Below are 15,889 nucleotides of genomic sequence, written 5' to 3'. Positions count from 1 at the left end.
CACAACTCCTTGCGGATTTTAAAATTGTTCTGTGCTCGTCGATTTTGTTTAAATTGCGGCGACCTTGTGATTAATATACCGGGGTGCTGATATTGTGCCTACATAGCATGGCGTTTAAGTTACCAGGTATGTTGCATGCTCAACTGTGAAACTTAATTCTTTCAACCAACATTTTGCTGAAGTTTTAAAACCGCGACCAATTATTTTGCAACGGGGGAGAACAATATTGCATCCGCGTTATTTTACGACCGTCGCCATGTTTAGTTGCTGCTTTGTCGCGATACGGCTGCGATAGCCAATAAACAATGCTAACAGGAAGCCTACCGCGGCTATGCCGGTATCAAACCACATGATGTGAGCAATGCTGGTCTGCGAGAGTCTTGCCGTTATCAGTGGGATGGTGAAGGTCGCAATGCTGCCCGCGCTGTAGTAAATCCCGGTGGCTTTGCCCTTCGCATCGGGAAAGCGTGCGGCCATCAGCGTTAAACCGATTTGTACAACGCCCCCGGCTGAAGAGAAACCGATGACAAATGCGAAGACGATCACCATGTAGATCGACGGATGCAGGCAGACCATCAGCAATGCGATAAATGAGATAAAGGTGTACAGCATTAACAGAGAGGTTGCGCGCCCCGTCTTTCGTGCCAGTGGCGCGGTGATCAACACACACAGTAGAGAACCGCAGGTGTAAATGCTTAACAGCTTGATCGATAAGGTGTAGGACATCCCAGCGACAAACTGTCCGTACTGTGCCAACCACTGGCTTATCAGATAAAATGTCGCCATGGCGATGTAGCCGTACAGAGTGTAACTGGTGAGATCGAGAAGAGAACAACGATGTTCAGATTGTATGCTTTTCTGTTCAACGGGTAATGCCTTGAGGGGGGCTTGATGCCCAGGATGGGCCGGGAATCGACAGCGAAACAAAAATACGCCATTGATTAGCATCACCGCGGCCGCCACAAGAAAGGACCAGCCAAACCAAAGTTCTGCCCACACCAGCAGACTGATAATCATCGGCAGCAGAAACTGACCGATGGAAACAAACGCTTTAATTAAGATATTAGCCGTGCCGGGAGAGCGGGGAAACGCCTCCATCAGGCTGGGGTAAGTTCCGGCGTCAAGAAAACTGTTTGCCATTCCGGCTAAAAATCCAAAAGCATAGGCAATATAAATGCTGTGAGTATTGATGATGCCTACAAAGAACAGCAGGTAGCAGACCATACCGAAAATAATAAACGGTCTGCGGCCATAGCGATCGGAAAGCATGCCCGCCACCAATAACACGCTTAAACGGCCAATGCCGAGTGAGGAAATAACAATTGAGACGCCTGCGGCATCGGTGTGCCACTGTTGTTCCAGTGAAGACATATTGAGGCTCATCAGAATGACCCCCATGCCGTGTACCAGGTAATTAAAGTACAGCCCTATCGCAGTGGAGAAATAGGTGTTTTTCATAATATGTTACTCAGCGAAAAGGCTAAATGAGTGTGGCGCTGCGGTCTCTTAACACAAACGCTCAAGGTCGTGGGCATACAGTTCAACAGCGACCGATTGATAGATTTTCCAGTCGAGAAAATCATCGTGCTGATAAACCGCCTGAAAAGAGATCAGATCGGGAAAGAAACGCATGGTGTTATTACCGATACGGTTATTTATTTTTTCGATAATGGCGTTAATTCTTAACTTTCGTCTGGCTTTCATTTCTGCACAAATGCGCGTGATGTCTTCCGGGATTTCCCTTTCGCCATTCTCCCATTGTTGCCAGGCGGCAACATTGTGATCCCGCGAGATATACATAGCGCTTTCTTCTACCGTCATAGCAAAAATATGGCGGATAGCCTGGAGTTCCAATGCGTTCATTATTTGATCACCTCATAAAAGACGGTGGAATAGTAATAACATTGCTGTGGATATTTCGGCTTGAAGAGAGTCACAGTATCTTGTGCAATATTATTTGTTTATCAACGGGGAAGAGCGGAGCTGTGGTGCGGTAAGGTTGGTGGCGAGGCGCGCGAAGGACAAAAAAAAGCCCATCGTGGGAGATGGGCAAAGACTACACACAGCAATTCGTTGTTTCACTCAGGGGATTTCCATGCTTATAAATCAATGTGTTGATCTAAAGCCATGGGCTAATAGTAGGCATACTGATTTTTTACGTCGATCAGATTCATCTCAATAGTTTAAAAACTGTAAATAATTTGCGAAGCAAATGAGTATTTAAAGAAGGATAACGTTGGGTCTTATTCAGTAAGTGGGCGGAATTGATTAGTATTGTTAAACAGTCAGGCGGCGGTGCCGCCTGACGTGGGATTACTTATTGCGTTCGATTTCAGCAATTTCTTCGAGGATTTCGTCGGGATCGCTACCTGGCGCAGGGGCTTCGTTTACCCAGGCGGAGAACAGACGCCAGGACACGGCCAGTACCACCGGGCCGATAAACAGACCAATCATGCCGAAGGCAATCAGTCCGCCGATGACCCCTGAGAGAATCAGGATCAGTGGCAAATCGGCCCCCATGCGAATCAGCATCGGGCGAATAACGTTATCCAGCGTTCCGACCACGCCGCTCCACACCAGCAGCACCGTGCCCCAGGTTGAATCGCCCGTCCAGTACAGCCAGATAATGGCCGGGACCAGCACCGGCAATGGTCCCAGTTGCACCAGACAAGACAGGATCATCAATACCGCCAGCAACGTGGCGTACGGCACGCCGGTTACCGCCAGACCAATACCACCGAGCACTGCCTGCACCAGCGCGGTGACCACAACGCCTAATGCGACGGCGCGAATGGCTTGTGCTGCCAGCAGAATGGCGGCATCGCCACGTTTGGATGCCAGGCGACAAGCGAAGTGGCGAATACCTAACGCCACCTGTTCACCGCGCCAGTACAGCAGGGCGCTGAACAGCAGCATCAGACCACAGTGCATCATAAAGCGGCCAAGATGTGCAGCCTGGCCAACAAACCAGGTCGTCGTTGTGCCGATATAAGGACGAACCTTGGCCATGATGGCCGCGCCGCCCATATCCAGCAGACTGTGCCAAGCGGCATACAATTTGGCGCCGACCAACGGAATACTGTTCAGCCACGCCAGATCCGGCAGGGTCATATCGCCTGCGGTTACGGCATGGATCAATGGCCCGCTGCCATCAACAATGCTATTGACCAGTAGCGCGATAGGAATGATGAACAACAGCACCAGCAGCAGGGTCATCACCAGCACGGCCAGCGAGCGACGGCCCCAGAGCAATTTTTGTAAGCGTAGCAGGATCGGCCAGGTCGCAATGACCACCGTCCCCGCCCATGCAAAACCGAGGATAAAGGGCTGAACAATCCAAAGACAGGCCACAATCATGACGGCTAAAAACAGCGCCGATAGCAGCACTTGTGCAATATCCTTGGGCTGGCGGAAATTTACCATAAATACTTTTCACCTTTGTCTTTGCGCCAGAACGTTGACGCGACGTGAACACTTAAATGACACCCTGTAATGATGAGCAATTTCAGCGGTTTTTAACAGGCGGATTCTGCCTGTAAATCTGCTGAGCGTATTAGAAAAAAATGTGATACAACAAACAAAGCAACACGCAAACGATTAAATTCACAACACAGACCGCAGGAAAGGGTCACTATAATGATTCCACAAATTTCTCAGGCGCCAGGTGTCGTTCAACTGGTGCTCAATTTTTTGCAGGCACTGGAGCAGCAAGGATTTACGGGCGATACGGCAACGAGCTATGCCGATCGTCTGACAATGTCGACGGATAACAGTATTTATCAGCTGCTTCCTGATGCTGTCGTATTCCCTCGTTCAACCGCAGATGTGGCGCTCATCGCTCGTCTGGCGGCGGAACCTCTTTTCTCTTCGTTGATTTTTACCCCACGCGGCGGCGGCACCGGGACCAACGGTCAGGCGCTGAATCAGGGCATTATTGTTGATATGTCCCGCTATATGAGCCGCATCATTGAAATCAATGTGCAGGAAGGTTGGGTGCGGGTTGAAGCCGGGGTGATAAAAGACCAGCTCAACCAGTTTCTGAAGCCTTACGGCTATTTCTTTGCCCCCGAGTTATCCACCAGTAACCGGGCAACGCTGGGGGGGATGATCAATACCGACGCATCCGGACAAGGCTCGTTGGTTTACGGTAAAACCTCCGATCACGTGCTGGGTATCCGCGCGGTGCTGATGGGCGGCGATATTCTTGATACCCAGCCAATGCCGGTCGAACTTGCCCAAACGCTGGGTAATAGCAACACCACTATTGGCCGCATCTACAAGACGGTTTATGAGCGTTGCCGCGACAACCGACAGCTGATCATTGATAAATTCCCGAAACTTAATCGCTTCCTGACCGGTTACGATCTGCGGCACGTCTTTAACGATGAGATGACCGAATTTGATTTAACCCGCATTCTTACCGGCTCTGAAGGTACGCTGGCGTTTATCACCGAAGCCCGTCTGGATATCACGCCGCTACCCAAAGTCAGACAACTGGTTAACGTTAAGTACGACTCTTTCGACTCGGCATTGCGTAATGCCCCGGTGATGGTGGAAGCGCGCGCGCTGTCGGTAGAAACCGTCGACTCCAAAGTGCTTAACCTGGCACGGGAAGATATTGTCTGGCACTCGGTAAGTGAATTGATTACCGATGTGGCGGATAAAGAGATGCTGGGTCTGAATATTGTGGAGTTTGCCGGTGACGATGAAGCATTGATTGATTCGCAGGTCAGCGCACTGTGCGAACGGCTGGATGGCTTAATTGCGCGTCAGGAAGCGGGTGTTATAGGCTGGCAGCTATGTACCGAGCTGGCAGGCGTCGAACGCATTTACGCGATGCGTAAAAAAGCCGTCGGTCTGCTGGGGAATGCAAAAGGGGTCGCGAAGCCGATTCCGTTTGCTGAAGATACCTGCGTTCCGCCGGAACATCTGGCTGACTATATTGCCGAGTTCCGTGCGCTGCTCGATAGCCACGGCCTGAGTTACGGCATGTTTGGTCACGTAGATGCAGGCGTGCTGCACGTCAGACCGGCGCTGGATATGTGCGACCCGCAGCAGGAAGTGCTGATGAAACGCATTTCTGACGATGTTGTCGCGCTGACGGCAAAATATGGCGGTCTGCTGTGGGGCGAGCACGGGAAAGGTTTTCGTGCAGAATATAGCCCGGCGTTCTTCGGTGAGGAACTGTATCGCGAACTGCGTAAAGTGAAATCGGTGTTTGATCCGCAAAACCGGCTCAATCCGGGCAAAATCTGTCCACCGGAGGATGTTGATGCGCCGATGATGAAAGTCGACGCGGTGAAGCGCGGAACGTATGACCGTCAGATCCCGCTGGCCGTACGCCAGGAGTGGCGTGGGGCGATGGAGTGTAACGGCAACGGGTTATGCTTTAACTTTGATGCGAAAAGCCCGATGTGTCCGTCGATGAAAATCAGCCTCAACCGTATCCATTCACCGAAAGGGCGAGCTACGCTGGTGCGTGAATGGCTGCGTCTGTTGGCAGATCGCGGGATTGACCCGCTACAGCTGGAAAAAGAGCTACCGGAAAAACGTGCCAGTTTACGTACGCTGATTGCCCGTACCCGCAACAGCTGGCATGCGCGCAAGGGCGAATACGATTTCTCGCACGAAGTGAAAGAGGCAATGTCGGGTTGTCTGGCGTGTAAAGCCTGCTCCACACAGTGTCCGATTAAAATCGATGTGCCGGAGTTCCGCTCACGCTTCCTGCAGTTGTATCACACGCGTTATCTGCGGCCGTTGCGCGATCACATGGTGGCGACCGTTGAGAGCTATGCGCCGTTAATGGCGCGGGCGCCCAACACGTTTAACTTCTTCATCAACCAGCCGCTGGTGCGTAATCTGGCTAAAAAGCACATCGGCATGGTCGACTTACCGCTGCTGTCTGCGCCGTCGCTTCAACGTCAGCTGGTTGGCCATCGTTCCGCTAATATGACGCTGGAACAACTCGAATTACTCAGCCTTGAGCAAAAAGCCCGTACGGTGCTGGTGGTGCAGGATCCGTTCACCAGCTATTACGATGCACAGGTGGTGGCTGATTTTATACGTCTGGTTGAAAAGCTAGGTCTGCAGCCAGTACTGTTGCCGTTCTCGCCAAACGGCAAGGCCCAGCATATTAAGGGCTTTTTAAACCGTTTTGCAAAAACCGCAAAGAAAACATCTGAGTTTCTCAATCGGGTGGCGAAGCTGAATATTCCGATGGTGGGTGTCGATCCGGCGCTGGTGCTTTGCTATCGCGATGAATACAAACTGGCGCTCGGGGAACAGCGGGGCGATTTCCATGTGTTACTCGCCAACGAATGGTTATCGACAGTTGTGGAGTCACAGCAGCCAGTCGCTGTGGGCGGTGAAGCGTGGTACTTCTTTGGACATTGTACCGAAGTGACGGCCCTGCCGGGCGCGCCTGCTCAGTGGGCGGCTATTTTTGCCCGCTTTGGCGCAAAGCTGGAGAACATCAGCGTAGGGTGCTGTGGCATGGCGGGCACCTATGGCCACGAAGTGAAGAATCATCAGAACTCACTGGGGATCTATGAGCTATCATGGCACCAGGCAATGCAACGATTGCCGCGTAACCGTTGTCTGGCTACCGGATACTCCTGTCGCAGTCAGGTTAAACGCGTTGAAGGCACGGGCGTTCGCCATCCATTACAGGCACTGCTGGAGATTATAGGATGATCTGGAAACGTGAAGTCACACTCGAAGCGCTCAACGCCATGGGTGAAGGAAATATGGTTGGGCTGCTTGATATTCGTTTTGTGCACATTGGCGATGACACGCTGGAAGCCACAATGCCGGTAGACCACCGTACTAAACAACCATTTGGTTTGCTGCACGGCGGCGCGTCCGTGGTGCTGGCTGAGAGCATTGGTTCGGTGGCTGGTTATCTGTGTACTCAGGGTGAGCAGAAAGTGGTGGGCCTGGAGGTCAACGCCAACCATATTCGCTCGGCGCGGGAAGGGCGCGTCAGAGGGGTATGTCGCGCGGTGCATACCGGCTCCCGTCATCAGGTATGGCAAATCGAAATCTTCGATGAGCAGGGACGATTGTGCTGCACGTCGCGTCTGACAACAGCAATTTTGTGATGCATATTGCTTTTGGTCATTATCTGCACAGGGAATGGTGTTATACTGTGCAGGTTTTGAACACAAGCGAGGATGATATGTCTACCCAATTAGACCCGGCCCAACTGGCAATAGAGTTTTTACGTCGTGATAAAACCGATCTTTCACCAGCTCAGTACCTGAAAAGACTGAAACAGTTAGAGCTGGAGTTCGCGGATTTATTGACGCTTTCTTCGACTGAACTTAAAGAAGAGATCTATTTTGCCTGGCGCATGGGCGTTCATTGATTCCGGTATGCTTATCGTAATGAAACCCCGACACGCGTTCGGGGTTATTTTTTGCGTTAAATCTCAATCACCACTTCATCTCACCAGTATTAACCTTCGCACTTAGCTCCAGAGAACTTGCGTCTGCAAGACCTGGCCATGCCGCGGTGATGGTTTTAATCACATAATCCGAACCTTTCTTCGCCCCTAACGCCTGCTCAAACGATTGCAGATAGTCCTGTGTGAAGCGAATCGCTTTATCGCCCGCAGGGCGTTCGCCGATGTAATGCCCCGGGACCACCTGGGTGGGTTGTAACTTCTGCATTTCGCCCAATACGCTACGCCACGCGCTACGCTGTTCTGCAGATTGCGTATCCGCCGTCCAGACGTGTATACCAGACGCCACGCCGGTACCGCCAATAATGGCACGGTTCGCCGGGATCCAGACATAGGCTGCATAATCATTAGGGTGGCGCAGCTCCAGCGTTTCACCATCAACTGTGAAATGCGTTTGCGTTGTCGCCTGCGGAACGGTGAGCGATGTTGGCGCGCCATCCTTCATTTGCGGACCCCAGAATTGCAGTTTGGCCTCTTTGGTGGCACGGATATGGTCTACTACGTGCGGTGTTGCCAGGACTTTTACCTGTGGGAAGGCTTTGACGATAGGCTGCAGTCCGAAATAGAAATCCGGATCGCCGGAGGTGATCACGATGGCCTTCAGCGTTTTACCGCTGGCGCGAATCATCTGCACCAGCTGTTCACCATCTTTAGTACTGAACTGTGCGTCAAACAATATCGCTTCTTTCGGTCCTGAAACCAGCGTTGAAGAGACCGGGAAAATAGCCTTGTCCTGTGGATTGTAGACGTCCAGCTGTAGCGTCGCGGCAAAGGCTGAAGAGGCGAACAGAGGTAACAGCAGGGCCAGCGTTTTAACTTTCATGTCAGGTATCCTTGTGCAGGAAATTGTCTTTTGATAGTTCCTGTATTTTAAGGAAATTCGGATCTGTTAGAATTCCCTTATTAGGACATGCTGAGTTTCATAAAACGATCGGATGGGATGCAATGGACAGAGTGATGGCGGCAACGGTATTCAACCATATCTGTGATTTGGGCAGTCTGAGCGCTGCCGCGCGTGCGCTGGGGCTTTCCCGTCCGATGGTCAGTCGTTACCTCGACGAGATGGAGAAATGGGCGGGTGCAAGGCTTATCCATCGCTCGTCGCGCCGTCTGACAATCACGCCAGCGGGTGAAGAGGCATTAGTGAAAACGCGTTCTCTGGCGCAGCTTTCGCTGGATATTGGTGCCGCCAGCGCCGCGCAAATTCCTTCTGGCACGCTACGCGTGGCCTGTGCGCATTTTACAGCTATGCATATTTTAGCGCCGGTACTGCCCGCGTTTCTGACGAAGTATCCGCAACTGCGTATCGAGGTGGAGATCAATAATCAACCGGTAAGCCTCGTGGGAGAACGCATTGATGTGGCGATCCGTATAACGGAAAACCCTGAACCTGGAACTATCGCCCGTCGCCTTGGCGACTGTAAATCGGTACTGTGCGCGTCTGTAGAGTACCTGCATCAGCATGGCACCCCTGAGACTATCGACGACCTTACGCGGCATAATTGTCTGTACTACAGCGGGTTTGCCGGAAAATCCTGGCACTTTCTGGATGCCCAGGGGCGGGCTGCCGCTGTTGCGATTAAAGGCAATTTGAGCGCCGGGATCTCTTCGTTGCTCTGTGAGTCGGCGTTGGCGGGAACGGGCATTGCGCTGGTGCCGGAACTGGAGGCGCGGGAAGGGCTGGCACAGGGAAAGCTGGTTAGACTCTTGCCCGAGCTTCAACCAAAAAGCCTGCCAATTTATGGTTTATATCTTTCGCGGGAGCATCAGCCTGCAGGACTGCGCCTGTTGCTGGACGCGCTCAGTGAAAAACAGCGCCTAATAATTGATTGAATACGCTTATAAAATAGTCAAATCGCAATTTGTGTTAAACAAAACATATCCGGAAGTGAGATTATTCTTATCGCCCCTTCAAGAGCTAAGCCATCGTGAGTGCCGGAGATAAGCGCCGGATGGGGCCGGAACCCTTAAGCCTGCCAGCAAGCAGCCTTAAGGGTTTTTTGTTGTCTTCACGTAGTGCCCGAACGGGATTGTACCTACTTGCCGTGAGTCTGCAGACCGGTGTTGTCAAAAAATAGCCGTGGTGACATTTAAGTTTAAAGAATCATAACCGCTTTATATCGTACAGAGAATGCAGAACAGACCCTTTGGTAAATCATTACTGTGTGTGCTGTTCTGGTCACCGTGAAACGTTAACCGGGTTTAAATAATGGTAGAGAATCTTGTTTTCAATTATAAAAATCAGACACCGATTCACTATCGATTCAAACCAGCCTCCAGAGATTGTCGGCATTTGTTGATTGTTATGTCTGGATTTAATATCCCGGATGCTACCATCTATGACTTTGTCATGCTTGACCATTGCCATTCTGCAATTCTATGGATTAAAGATGAATTTGGCGGTCTGCCAGCTTATTACTTGTGTAATAAAATGAATTTCGATATTGAGCAGGGGGTTAGTCTACTTATGCAGGGGGTGATTGATTTTGTGAAACCCACTAACACGACTATTCTTGGTGCTTCCAAAGGCGGGTCGATGTCGATGTATTACGGCATTAAGCACAACATTCGGAACATCATTACAGCAGTCCCCCAGTTTTACATCGGTAGCTATGTTGCAAAAGGATATTGGACGCACGTCGGACAAGAGATGATGGGCACCATCTCGCCAGCGAATATTAATAAGCTGGATAATATGCTGCAGGATGTTATCTACAGAGATAAACATAAAACTGCGAATATCTATCTTTTCACCTCACCAAATGATAAACAGTTTCCTGTTGAGATTGCGCCAAATTTAGCACTGTTGCAGGAATATAATCATTTCAATCTTGTGGAAACCAGTTCATCCTTTGCAACCGAACATAATCAAATAACACGATATAACTTAAATGTTATTTTATCCATCATCTATCAGCTTGAAAATAATATAACCCCTGCCTTCGGGCGAGTGAAAAATGGCAATGGGTGGTTAGCCAGCCGTTAACTTTTGTCCGTTCACCGCTCTGCGAATATCATCTCTGATGACTCCCTGGTTAGGTATAGCCTGACAGAGGAAGTTACCCCTTCTATCACAGAAATAGTCATTTTCTATACATCTTTTGATTATCGACCTGTCTCGCCGATTGAAATTACTTAATCCATTATTAATCAATGCATTGAACAAAAAAATCCATCCCTGTTAACCCACGCAGCAGGGTCTATGCTTAGTAAAAGGGGTCAAAAAGGGCGATTAACCCGAATGCCCCTGCTGTTGAGGGGTTGAAGTGATAATCATTATCACTAACATGTTGTTATAGCTTGAAAGCTAGTGACTCGAGGTAACCCTATGGAATTGCATTCAGGAACATTTAACCCGGACGATTTTGCCTGGCGTGGTCTGACGTTAACGCCAGCGGCTGCGGCGCACATCCGCGAGCTGGTGGCAAAGCAACCCGACATGTTAGGCGTGCGTTTAGGCGTGAAGCAAACGGGATGCGCGGGATTTGGCTACGTGCTGGACACCGTTCGCCAGGCGGAAAAAGACGATCTGCTGTTTGAAACGGAGGGGGCCAGACTTTATGTACCGTTACAGGCGATGCCATTCATCGACGGCACAGAAGTTGATTTCGTGCGCGAAGGATTAAATCAGCTATTTAAATTTCATAACCCGAAAGCCCAGAACGAATGCGGCTGTGGCGAAAGTTTTGGGGTATAGGCGGTACTATGTCTCGTAATACTGAAGCAACTGACGATGTCAACACCTGGGCTGGCGGGCACCTTAATTACAAAGAGGGCTTCTTCACCCATCTACAAACCGATGAACTGGCAAAAGGGATCAACGAAGATGTCGTGCGCGCGATTTCGGCAAAACGTAATGAACCCGACTGGATGCTGGAATTTCGCCTGAATGCCTTTAAAGCGTGGCTAACCATGGAAGAGCCGCACTGGCTAAAAGCGCATTACGATAAGCTGAACTACCAGGAGTACAGTTATTACTCCGCGCCGTCCTGCGGTAATTGCGATGAAACCTGCGCGTCTGAGCCGGGCGCGGTGCAGCAAACGGGGGCAAATGCGTTTTTAAGTAAAGAAGTTGAGGACGCATTCGAGCAGCTTGGTGTGCCGGTCCGCGAAGGCAAAGAGGTGGCGGTTGATGCCATTTTTGACTCGGTGTCGGTGGCGACAACTTATCGCGATAAACTGGCGGAACAGGGCATTATTTTCTGTTCGTTTGGTGAGGCGATTCACGATCACCCTGAGCTGGTAAAACAATATCTGGGTACGGTTGTCCCGGGTAATGACAATTTCTTTGCGGCGCTGAATGCGGCGGTGGCCTCCGACGGCACGTTTATTTATGTCCCGAAAGGTGTGCGTTGCCCAATGGAACTGTCGACCTATTTCCGTATAAATGCGGAAAAAACCGGTCAGTTTGAGCGCACCATTCTGGTTGCGGATGAGGGCAGTTACGTCAGCTATATCGAAGGCTGTTCAGCCCCGGTACGCGATAGCTACCAACTGCATGCCGCGGTGGTGGAAGTCATTATCCACAAAGATGCCGAAGTGAAATACTCGACGGTACAAAACTGGTTCCCTGGTGATGGTAACACCGGCGGCATTTTGAACTTCGTCACCAAGCGCGCTCTGTGTGAAGGCGAAAACAGCAAAATGTCGTGGACGCAGTCGGAAACCGGCTCGGCCATTACCTGGAAATACCCAAGCTGTATTCTGCGCGGCGACAACTCTATCGGCGAATTCTACTCCGTCGCGCTGACCAGTGGTTATCAGCAGGCCGATACCGGCACCAAGATGATCCACATCGGCAAGAACACCAAATCGACCATTATCTCGAAAGGGATCTCCGCGGGACACAGTCAAAACAGCTATCGCGGCTTAGTGAAGATCATGCCGACCGCAACCAACGCCCGCAACTATACCCAATGCGACTCGATGCTGATTGGCGCGGATTGTGGAGCGCACACCTTCCCGTATGTGGAGTGTCGTAACAACAGCGCCCAGCTTGAGCATGAAGCTACGACCTCGCGCATTGGTGAAGACCAACTGTTTTACTGTTTACAGCGCGGCATCAGCGAAGAGGATGCCATTTCGATGATCGTTAATGGTTTCTGTAAAGACGTGTTCTCTGAACTGCCGCTGGAATTTGCCGTTGAAGCGCAAAAACTTCTCGCCATAAGTCTTGAACACAGCGTCGGTTAAAATTTAAGGAAAGCACATGTTAAGCATTAAAAATTTACAGGTCAGTGTGGAAGATAAGGCGATCCTGCGTGGGCTGAGCCTGGATATTGGCCCCGGAGAGGTACACGCCATTATGGGGCCGAACGGTTCCGGGAAAAGTACGCTTTCCGCAACGCTCGCCGGGCGCGATGACTACGAAGTCACCGGCGGGACGGTAGAATTCAACGGTAAGGATTTACTGGAACTGTCACCCGAAGACCGGGCCGGTGAAGGGATCTTTATGGCATTTCAGTATCCGGTAGAAATCCCCGGCGTCAGTAATCAGTTTTTCCTGCAAACGGCACTGAATGCGGTGCGCAGTTACCGTGGCGAAGAGTCGCTGGACAGGTTTGACTTCCAGGATCTGATGGAAGAGAAAATCGCGTTATTGAAGATGCCGGAAGATTTGCTAACGCGTTCGGTCAACGTTGGTTTCTCAGGTGGCGAGAAAAAGCGTAATGACATTTTGCAAATGGCGGTGCTGGAACCTCAGCTGTGCATTCTTGATGAGTCGGACTCCGGGCTGGATATCGACGCGCTGAAAGTCGTTGCGGATGGCGTGAACTCGCTGCGCGACGGGCAACGTTCATTCATTATCGTCACCCACTATCAGCGCATCCTGGATTACATCAAACCCGATTATGTGCACGTTCTCTACCAGGGGCGAATTGTGAAATCCGGCGATTTCACGCTGGTCAAACAACTGGAGGAGCAAGGTTATGGCTGGCTTAGCGAACAGCAGTAACGTGCTGCAACAGTGGCATCATCTGTTTGAAACGCAAGGGAAGACGCGCTCGCACCATGCCCAGCAGCACCTGCAGCAGATGCTGCGTCTGGGACTGCCAACGCGTAAGCATGAGGACTGGAAATACACGCCGCTGGAAGGATTAACCAACAGCCAGTTTGTCAGTCATGTCACTGAGATAACGTCCGCCCAGTGTGAAGCGTTAGCGCCAGCTATTGATGCTGTCCGCCTGGTGTTTGTTGACGGGCAATTCTGTCCAACGCTCAGCGACAGCGCAGAAGGTAGCGGGTTTAACATTACCGTTGATGATGTGCGCCAGTCGCTACCGGCGGCTATCCAACCGGAAGTCTTTCTGCACCTGACCGAAAGCCTCTCCCGCAGCGTAACGCACATTCAGGTGAGGCGTAACCAGCGACCGGCAAAACCGTTGCTGCTGCTGCACATTACCCAGGGGCTGGCGGGTGATGAGGTGAACACGGCGCACTATCGCCACCATCTGGACCTGGCAGAAGGCGCAGAAGCCACCGTCATTGAACACTATGTCAGCCTCAGCGAATATCGCCATTTTACCGGTGCACGATTAACGATGAACGTCGCGGCAAACGCACACTTGCGCCACATCAAACTGGCGTTTGAGAATCCGCTCAGCCACCACTTCGCGCATAATGATATTCAGTTGGGCGCTGATGCCACGGCCGCCAGCCACAGCTTTTTACTCGGTGATGCGGTGTTGCGCCATAACACCAGCACCCAGCTTAACGGCGAAAACACCACGCTTCGGCTTAACAGCCTGGCGATGCCGGTGAAAAATGAAGTCTGCGATACCCGCACCTGGCTTGCGCACAACAAGGGATATTGCAACAGTCGACAACTGCATAAAACGATTGTCAGCGATAAGGGGCGCGCGGTATTCAATGGCCTGATCAACGTCGCTCAGCACGCCATTAAAACCGACGGTCAGATGACCAACAATAATTTGCTGCTCGGAAAACTGGCGGAAGTGGATACCAAACCGCAGCTTGAAATTTATGCCGACGACGTGAAATGCAGCCACGGGGCGACGGTAGGGCGGATCGACGACGAGCAGATGTTCTATCTGCGTTCGCGCGGGATCGGCCAGCAGGATGCCCAACAAATGATTCTCTATGCGTTTGCCGCTGAGCTGACGGAAGCCCTGGGCGAGGAAACGCTGAAACAACAGGTCCTGGCACGGATCGCCCAACGCTTGCCGGGAGGCGTAGCATGACATTTCCCATTGAAAAAGTGCGGGCTGATTTCCCGGTCCTGACGCGTGAAGTGAACGGTTTACCGTTGGCGTATCTGGATAGCGCCGCCAGCGCGCAAAAGCCTAACCAGGTGATTGATGCCGAAGCCGAGTTTTACCGTCACGGCTATGCCGCGGTCCACCGCGGGATCCATACGTTGAGCGCGCAGGCCACGGAAAAAATGGAGAATGTGCGCAAGCTCGCCTCGCTGTTTATCAACGCCCGTTCAGCTGAAGAACTGGTGTTTGTTCGCGGTACAACGGAAGGTATCAACCTGGTAGCTAACAGCTGGGGCGGCAGCAATGTGCGGGCGGGCGATAACATTATCATCAGCGAAATGGAGCACCACGCCAATATTGTGCCCTGGCAGATGTTGTGCGCCCGCGTAGGTGCAGAACTGCGCGTTATTCCGCTCAATACAGAAGGTACGTTGCAACTGGAAACGCTGCCGACGCTGTTTGACGATCGCACGAAACTGCTGGCGATTACCCATGTGTCTAACGTGTTGGGCACGGAAAACCCATTGGTTGAGATGATTGAGCTGGCGCATCAATACGGCGCGAAAGTGCTGGTAGATGGCGCACAGGCAGTTATGCATCATCAGGTGGATGTGCAGGCGCTGGATTGCGACTTCTATGTTTTCTCTGGGCACAAGCTCTACGGGCCAACCGGTATTGGCATTCTGTATGCCAGAGAGTCGTTGCTGCAGGAAATGCCGCCGTGGGAAGGCGGTGGGTCGATGATTGCGACGGTGAGTCTGAGCCTGGGGACGACGTGGGCCAAAGCCCCCTGGCGGTTTGAAGCCGGAACGCCAAACACCGGGGGGATTATTGGACTCGGCGCGGCTATTGAGTATGTTTCCGCGCTGGGGCTTACTGAAATCAGTGAATATGAACAATTCCTGATGCGTTATGCGCTGGAACAGCTGGCGGATGTGCCTGATTTGACGCTCTACGGGCCGGATAATCGTCTGGGGGTGATTGCGTTTAACCTCGGCAAACATCACGCCTATGACGTCGGGAGTTTTCTTGATAACTATGGCATCGCCGTGCGGACAGGGCATCACTGCGCCATGCCGCTGATGGCCTACTATAACGTTCCTGCGATGTGCCGGGCGTCGATTGCCATGTACAACACCCACGAAGAAGTGGATCGCCTGGTAACGGGCCTCAAGCGTATTCATCACTTACTGGGATAACAGGGAGG

The 15,889-nt window shown here is 51.6% G+C and carries 14 protein-coding genes and 1 other RNA gene; 10 read left to right on the top strand and 5 right to left on the bottom strand.

Annotated elements, in window-relative coordinates:
* Positions 1 to 237: 237 nt before the first annotated feature.
* The 4 genes from HV350_RS13935 to ydiK form a co-directional block, all read right to left on the bottom strand.
* Positions 238 to 1,458, bottom strand: a complete 1,221-nt coding sequence (locus HV350_RS13935; protein ID WP_094168895.1) for an MFS transporter — start codon at positions 1,456 to 1,458, stop codon at positions 238 to 240.
* 48 nt (positions 1,459 to 1,506) lie between these two features.
* Entirely contained in the window at positions 1,507 to 1,863 is a 357-nt protein-coding gene (locus HV350_RS13930; protein WP_181628737.1) for a YdiL family protein, read from the bottom strand.
* Between the two features lie 158 nt (positions 1,864 to 2,021).
* Positions 2,022 to 2,129, bottom strand: an RNA gene (rprA, locus tag HV350_RS13925) — antisense sRNA RprA.
* Between the two features lie 184 nt (positions 2,130 to 2,313).
* Positions 2,314 to 3,423 (bottom strand): AI-2E family transporter YdiK, encoded by a 1,110-nt coding sequence (ydiK, locus tag HV350_RS13920; RefSeq protein WP_016156362.1) that lies wholly within the window; start codon positions 3,421 to 3,423, stop codon positions 2,314 to 2,316.
* A gap of 213 nt (positions 3,424 to 3,636) precedes the next feature.
* Between ydiK and HV350_RS13915 the strand changes: the two genes are divergently transcribed.
* From HV350_RS13915 to HV350_RS13905, 3 genes are all read left to right on the top strand, one after another.
* The gene (locus HV350_RS13915; RefSeq protein ID WP_181628735.1) at positions 3,637 to 6,693 is read left to right on the top strand and encodes an FAD-binding and (Fe-S)-binding domain-containing protein; all 3,057 of its coding nucleotides are present in this window, start codon (positions 3,637 to 3,639) and stop codon (positions 6,691 to 6,693) included.
* Positions 6,690 to 7,100: a 1,4-dihydroxy-2-naphthoyl-CoA hydrolase gene (menI, locus tag HV350_RS13910; RefSeq protein WP_016152900.1), complete on the top strand. Its 411-nt coding sequence runs from the start codon at positions 6,690 to 6,692 to the stop codon at positions 7,098 to 7,100. The genes HV350_RS13915 and menI overlap by 4 nt, the downstream gene beginning before the upstream one ends.
* Positions 7,101 to 7,177: 77 nt before the next feature.
* Complete coding sequence (locus HV350_RS13905; protein WP_029139522.1) at positions 7,178 to 7,366, top strand: YdiH family protein; 189 nt, start codon at positions 7,178 to 7,180, stop codon at positions 7,364 to 7,366.
* A gap of 67 nt (positions 7,367 to 7,433) precedes the next feature.
* On the opposite strand, the gene HV350_RS13900 is transcribed toward HV350_RS13905, so the two are convergent.
* Entirely contained in the window at positions 7,434 to 8,285 is an 852-nt protein-coding gene (locus HV350_RS13900) for a Vmh family MBL fold metallo-hydrolase (RefSeq protein ID WP_049268703.1), read from the bottom strand.
* A gap of 122 nt (positions 8,286 to 8,407) precedes the next feature.
* On the opposite strand from HV350_RS13900, the gene HV350_RS13895 reads away from it, so the two are divergent.
* The 7 genes from HV350_RS13895 (at position 8,408) to sufS (ending at position 15,881) form a co-directional block, all read left to right on the top strand.
* Positions 8,408 to 9,295, top strand: coding sequence for a LysR family transcriptional regulator (locus HV350_RS13895; RefSeq protein WP_115190640.1), 888 nt, complete (start codon positions 8,408 to 8,410; stop codon positions 9,293 to 9,295).
* A gap of 376 nt (positions 9,296 to 9,671) precedes the next feature.
* On the top strand, positions 9,672 to 10,448 hold the full coding sequence (locus tag HV350_RS13890) for a hypothetical protein (protein ID WP_181628733.1): 777 nt from the start codon (positions 9,672 to 9,674) through the stop codon (positions 10,446 to 10,448).
* A gap of 342 nt (positions 10,449 to 10,790) precedes the next feature.
* Complete coding sequence (sufA, locus tag HV350_RS13885; protein ID WP_016152905.1) at positions 10,791 to 11,159, top strand: Fe-S cluster assembly scaffold SufA; 369 nt, start codon at positions 10,791 to 10,793, stop codon at positions 11,157 to 11,159.
* An 8-nt stretch (positions 11,160 to 11,167) separates the two neighbouring features.
* Complete coding sequence (sufB, locus tag HV350_RS13880) at positions 11,168 to 12,655, top strand: Fe-S cluster assembly protein SufB (protein ID WP_016152906.1); 1,488 nt, start codon at positions 11,168 to 11,170, stop codon at positions 12,653 to 12,655.
* A gap of 16 nt (positions 12,656 to 12,671) precedes the next feature.
* Positions 12,672 to 13,418 carry a Fe-S cluster assembly ATPase SufC gene (gene sufC, locus HV350_RS13875; RefSeq protein ID WP_016152907.1) on the top strand — a complete coding sequence of 249 codons (747 nt, stop codon included), beginning with the start codon at positions 12,672 to 12,674 and terminating at the stop codon, positions 13,416 to 13,418.
* Complete coding sequence (gene sufD, locus HV350_RS13870; protein WP_181628732.1) at positions 13,393 to 14,664, top strand: Fe-S cluster assembly protein SufD; 1,272 nt, start codon at positions 13,393 to 13,395, stop codon at positions 14,662 to 14,664. Before sufC ends, sufD begins: the two co-directional genes overlap by 26 nt.
* Positions 14,661 to 15,881, top strand: coding sequence for a cysteine desulfurase SufS (sufS, locus tag HV350_RS13865; protein ID WP_016152909.1), 1,221 nt, complete (start codon positions 14,661 to 14,663; stop codon positions 15,879 to 15,881). Before sufD ends, sufS begins: the two co-directional genes overlap by 4 nt.
* The last annotated feature ends 8 nt before the right edge of the window (positions 15,882 to 15,889 follow it).

Origin of the sequence: Citrobacter sp. RHBSTW-01013, from assembly GCF_013781985.1 — a bacterium.
Taxonomy (GTDB): domain Bacteria; phylum Pseudomonadota; class Gammaproteobacteria; order Enterobacterales; family Enterobacteriaceae; genus Citrobacter; species Citrobacter braakii.
Note: the sequence above shows the minus strand (reverse complement) of the source record. Positions and strands in the feature narration are given on the sequence as shown.

Bases quoted from the DNA above. Each gene is read 5' to 3' on its own strand.
- HV350_RS13930 (WP_181628737.1), bottom strand. From the start codon at position 1,863: ATGAACGCATTGGAACTCCAGGCTATCCGCCATATTTTTGCTATGACG.
- HV350_RS13935 (WP_094168895.1), bottom strand. From the start codon at position 1,458: ATGAAAAACACCTATTTCTCCACTGCGATAGGGCTGTACTTTAATTAC.
- menI (WP_016152900.1), top strand. From the start codon at position 6,690: ATGATCTGGAAACGTGAAGTCACACTCGAAGCGCTCAACGCCATGGGT.
- HV350_RS13900 (WP_049268703.1), bottom strand. From the start codon at position 8,285: ATGAAAGTTAAAACGCTGGCCCTGCTGTTACCTCTGTTCGCCTCTTCA.
- sufA (WP_016152905.1), top strand. From the start codon at position 10,791: ATGGAATTGCATTCAGGAACATTTAACCCGGACGATTTTGCCTGGCGT.
- HV350_RS13905 (WP_029139522.1), top strand. From the start codon at position 7,178: ATGTCTACCCAATTAGACCCGGCCCAACTGGCAATAGAGTTTTTACGT.
- ydiK (WP_016156362.1), bottom strand. From the start codon at position 3,423: ATGGTAAATTTCCGCCAGCCCAAGGATATTGCACAAGTGCTGCTATCG.
- sufD (WP_181628732.1), top strand. From the start codon at position 13,393: ATGGCTGGCTTAGCGAACAGCAGTAACGTGCTGCAACAGTGGCATCAT.
- sufS (WP_016152909.1), top strand. From the start codon at position 14,661: ATGACATTTCCCATTGAAAAAGTGCGGGCTGATTTCCCGGTCCTGACG.
- HV350_RS13915 (WP_181628735.1), top strand. From the start codon at position 3,637: ATGATTCCACAAATTTCTCAGGCGCCAGGTGTCGTTCAACTGGTGCTC.
- HV350_RS13895 (WP_115190640.1), top strand. From the start codon at position 8,408: ATGGACAGAGTGATGGCGGCAACGGTATTCAACCATATCTGTGATTTG.
- HV350_RS13890 (WP_181628733.1), top strand. From the start codon at position 9,672: ATGGTAGAGAATCTTGTTTTCAATTATAAAAATCAGACACCGATTCAC.
- sufB (WP_016152906.1), top strand. From the start codon at position 11,168: ATGTCTCGTAATACTGAAGCAACTGACGATGTCAACACCTGGGCTGGC.
- sufC (WP_016152907.1), top strand. From the start codon at position 12,672: ATGTTAAGCATTAAAAATTTACAGGTCAGTGTGGAAGATAAGGCGATC.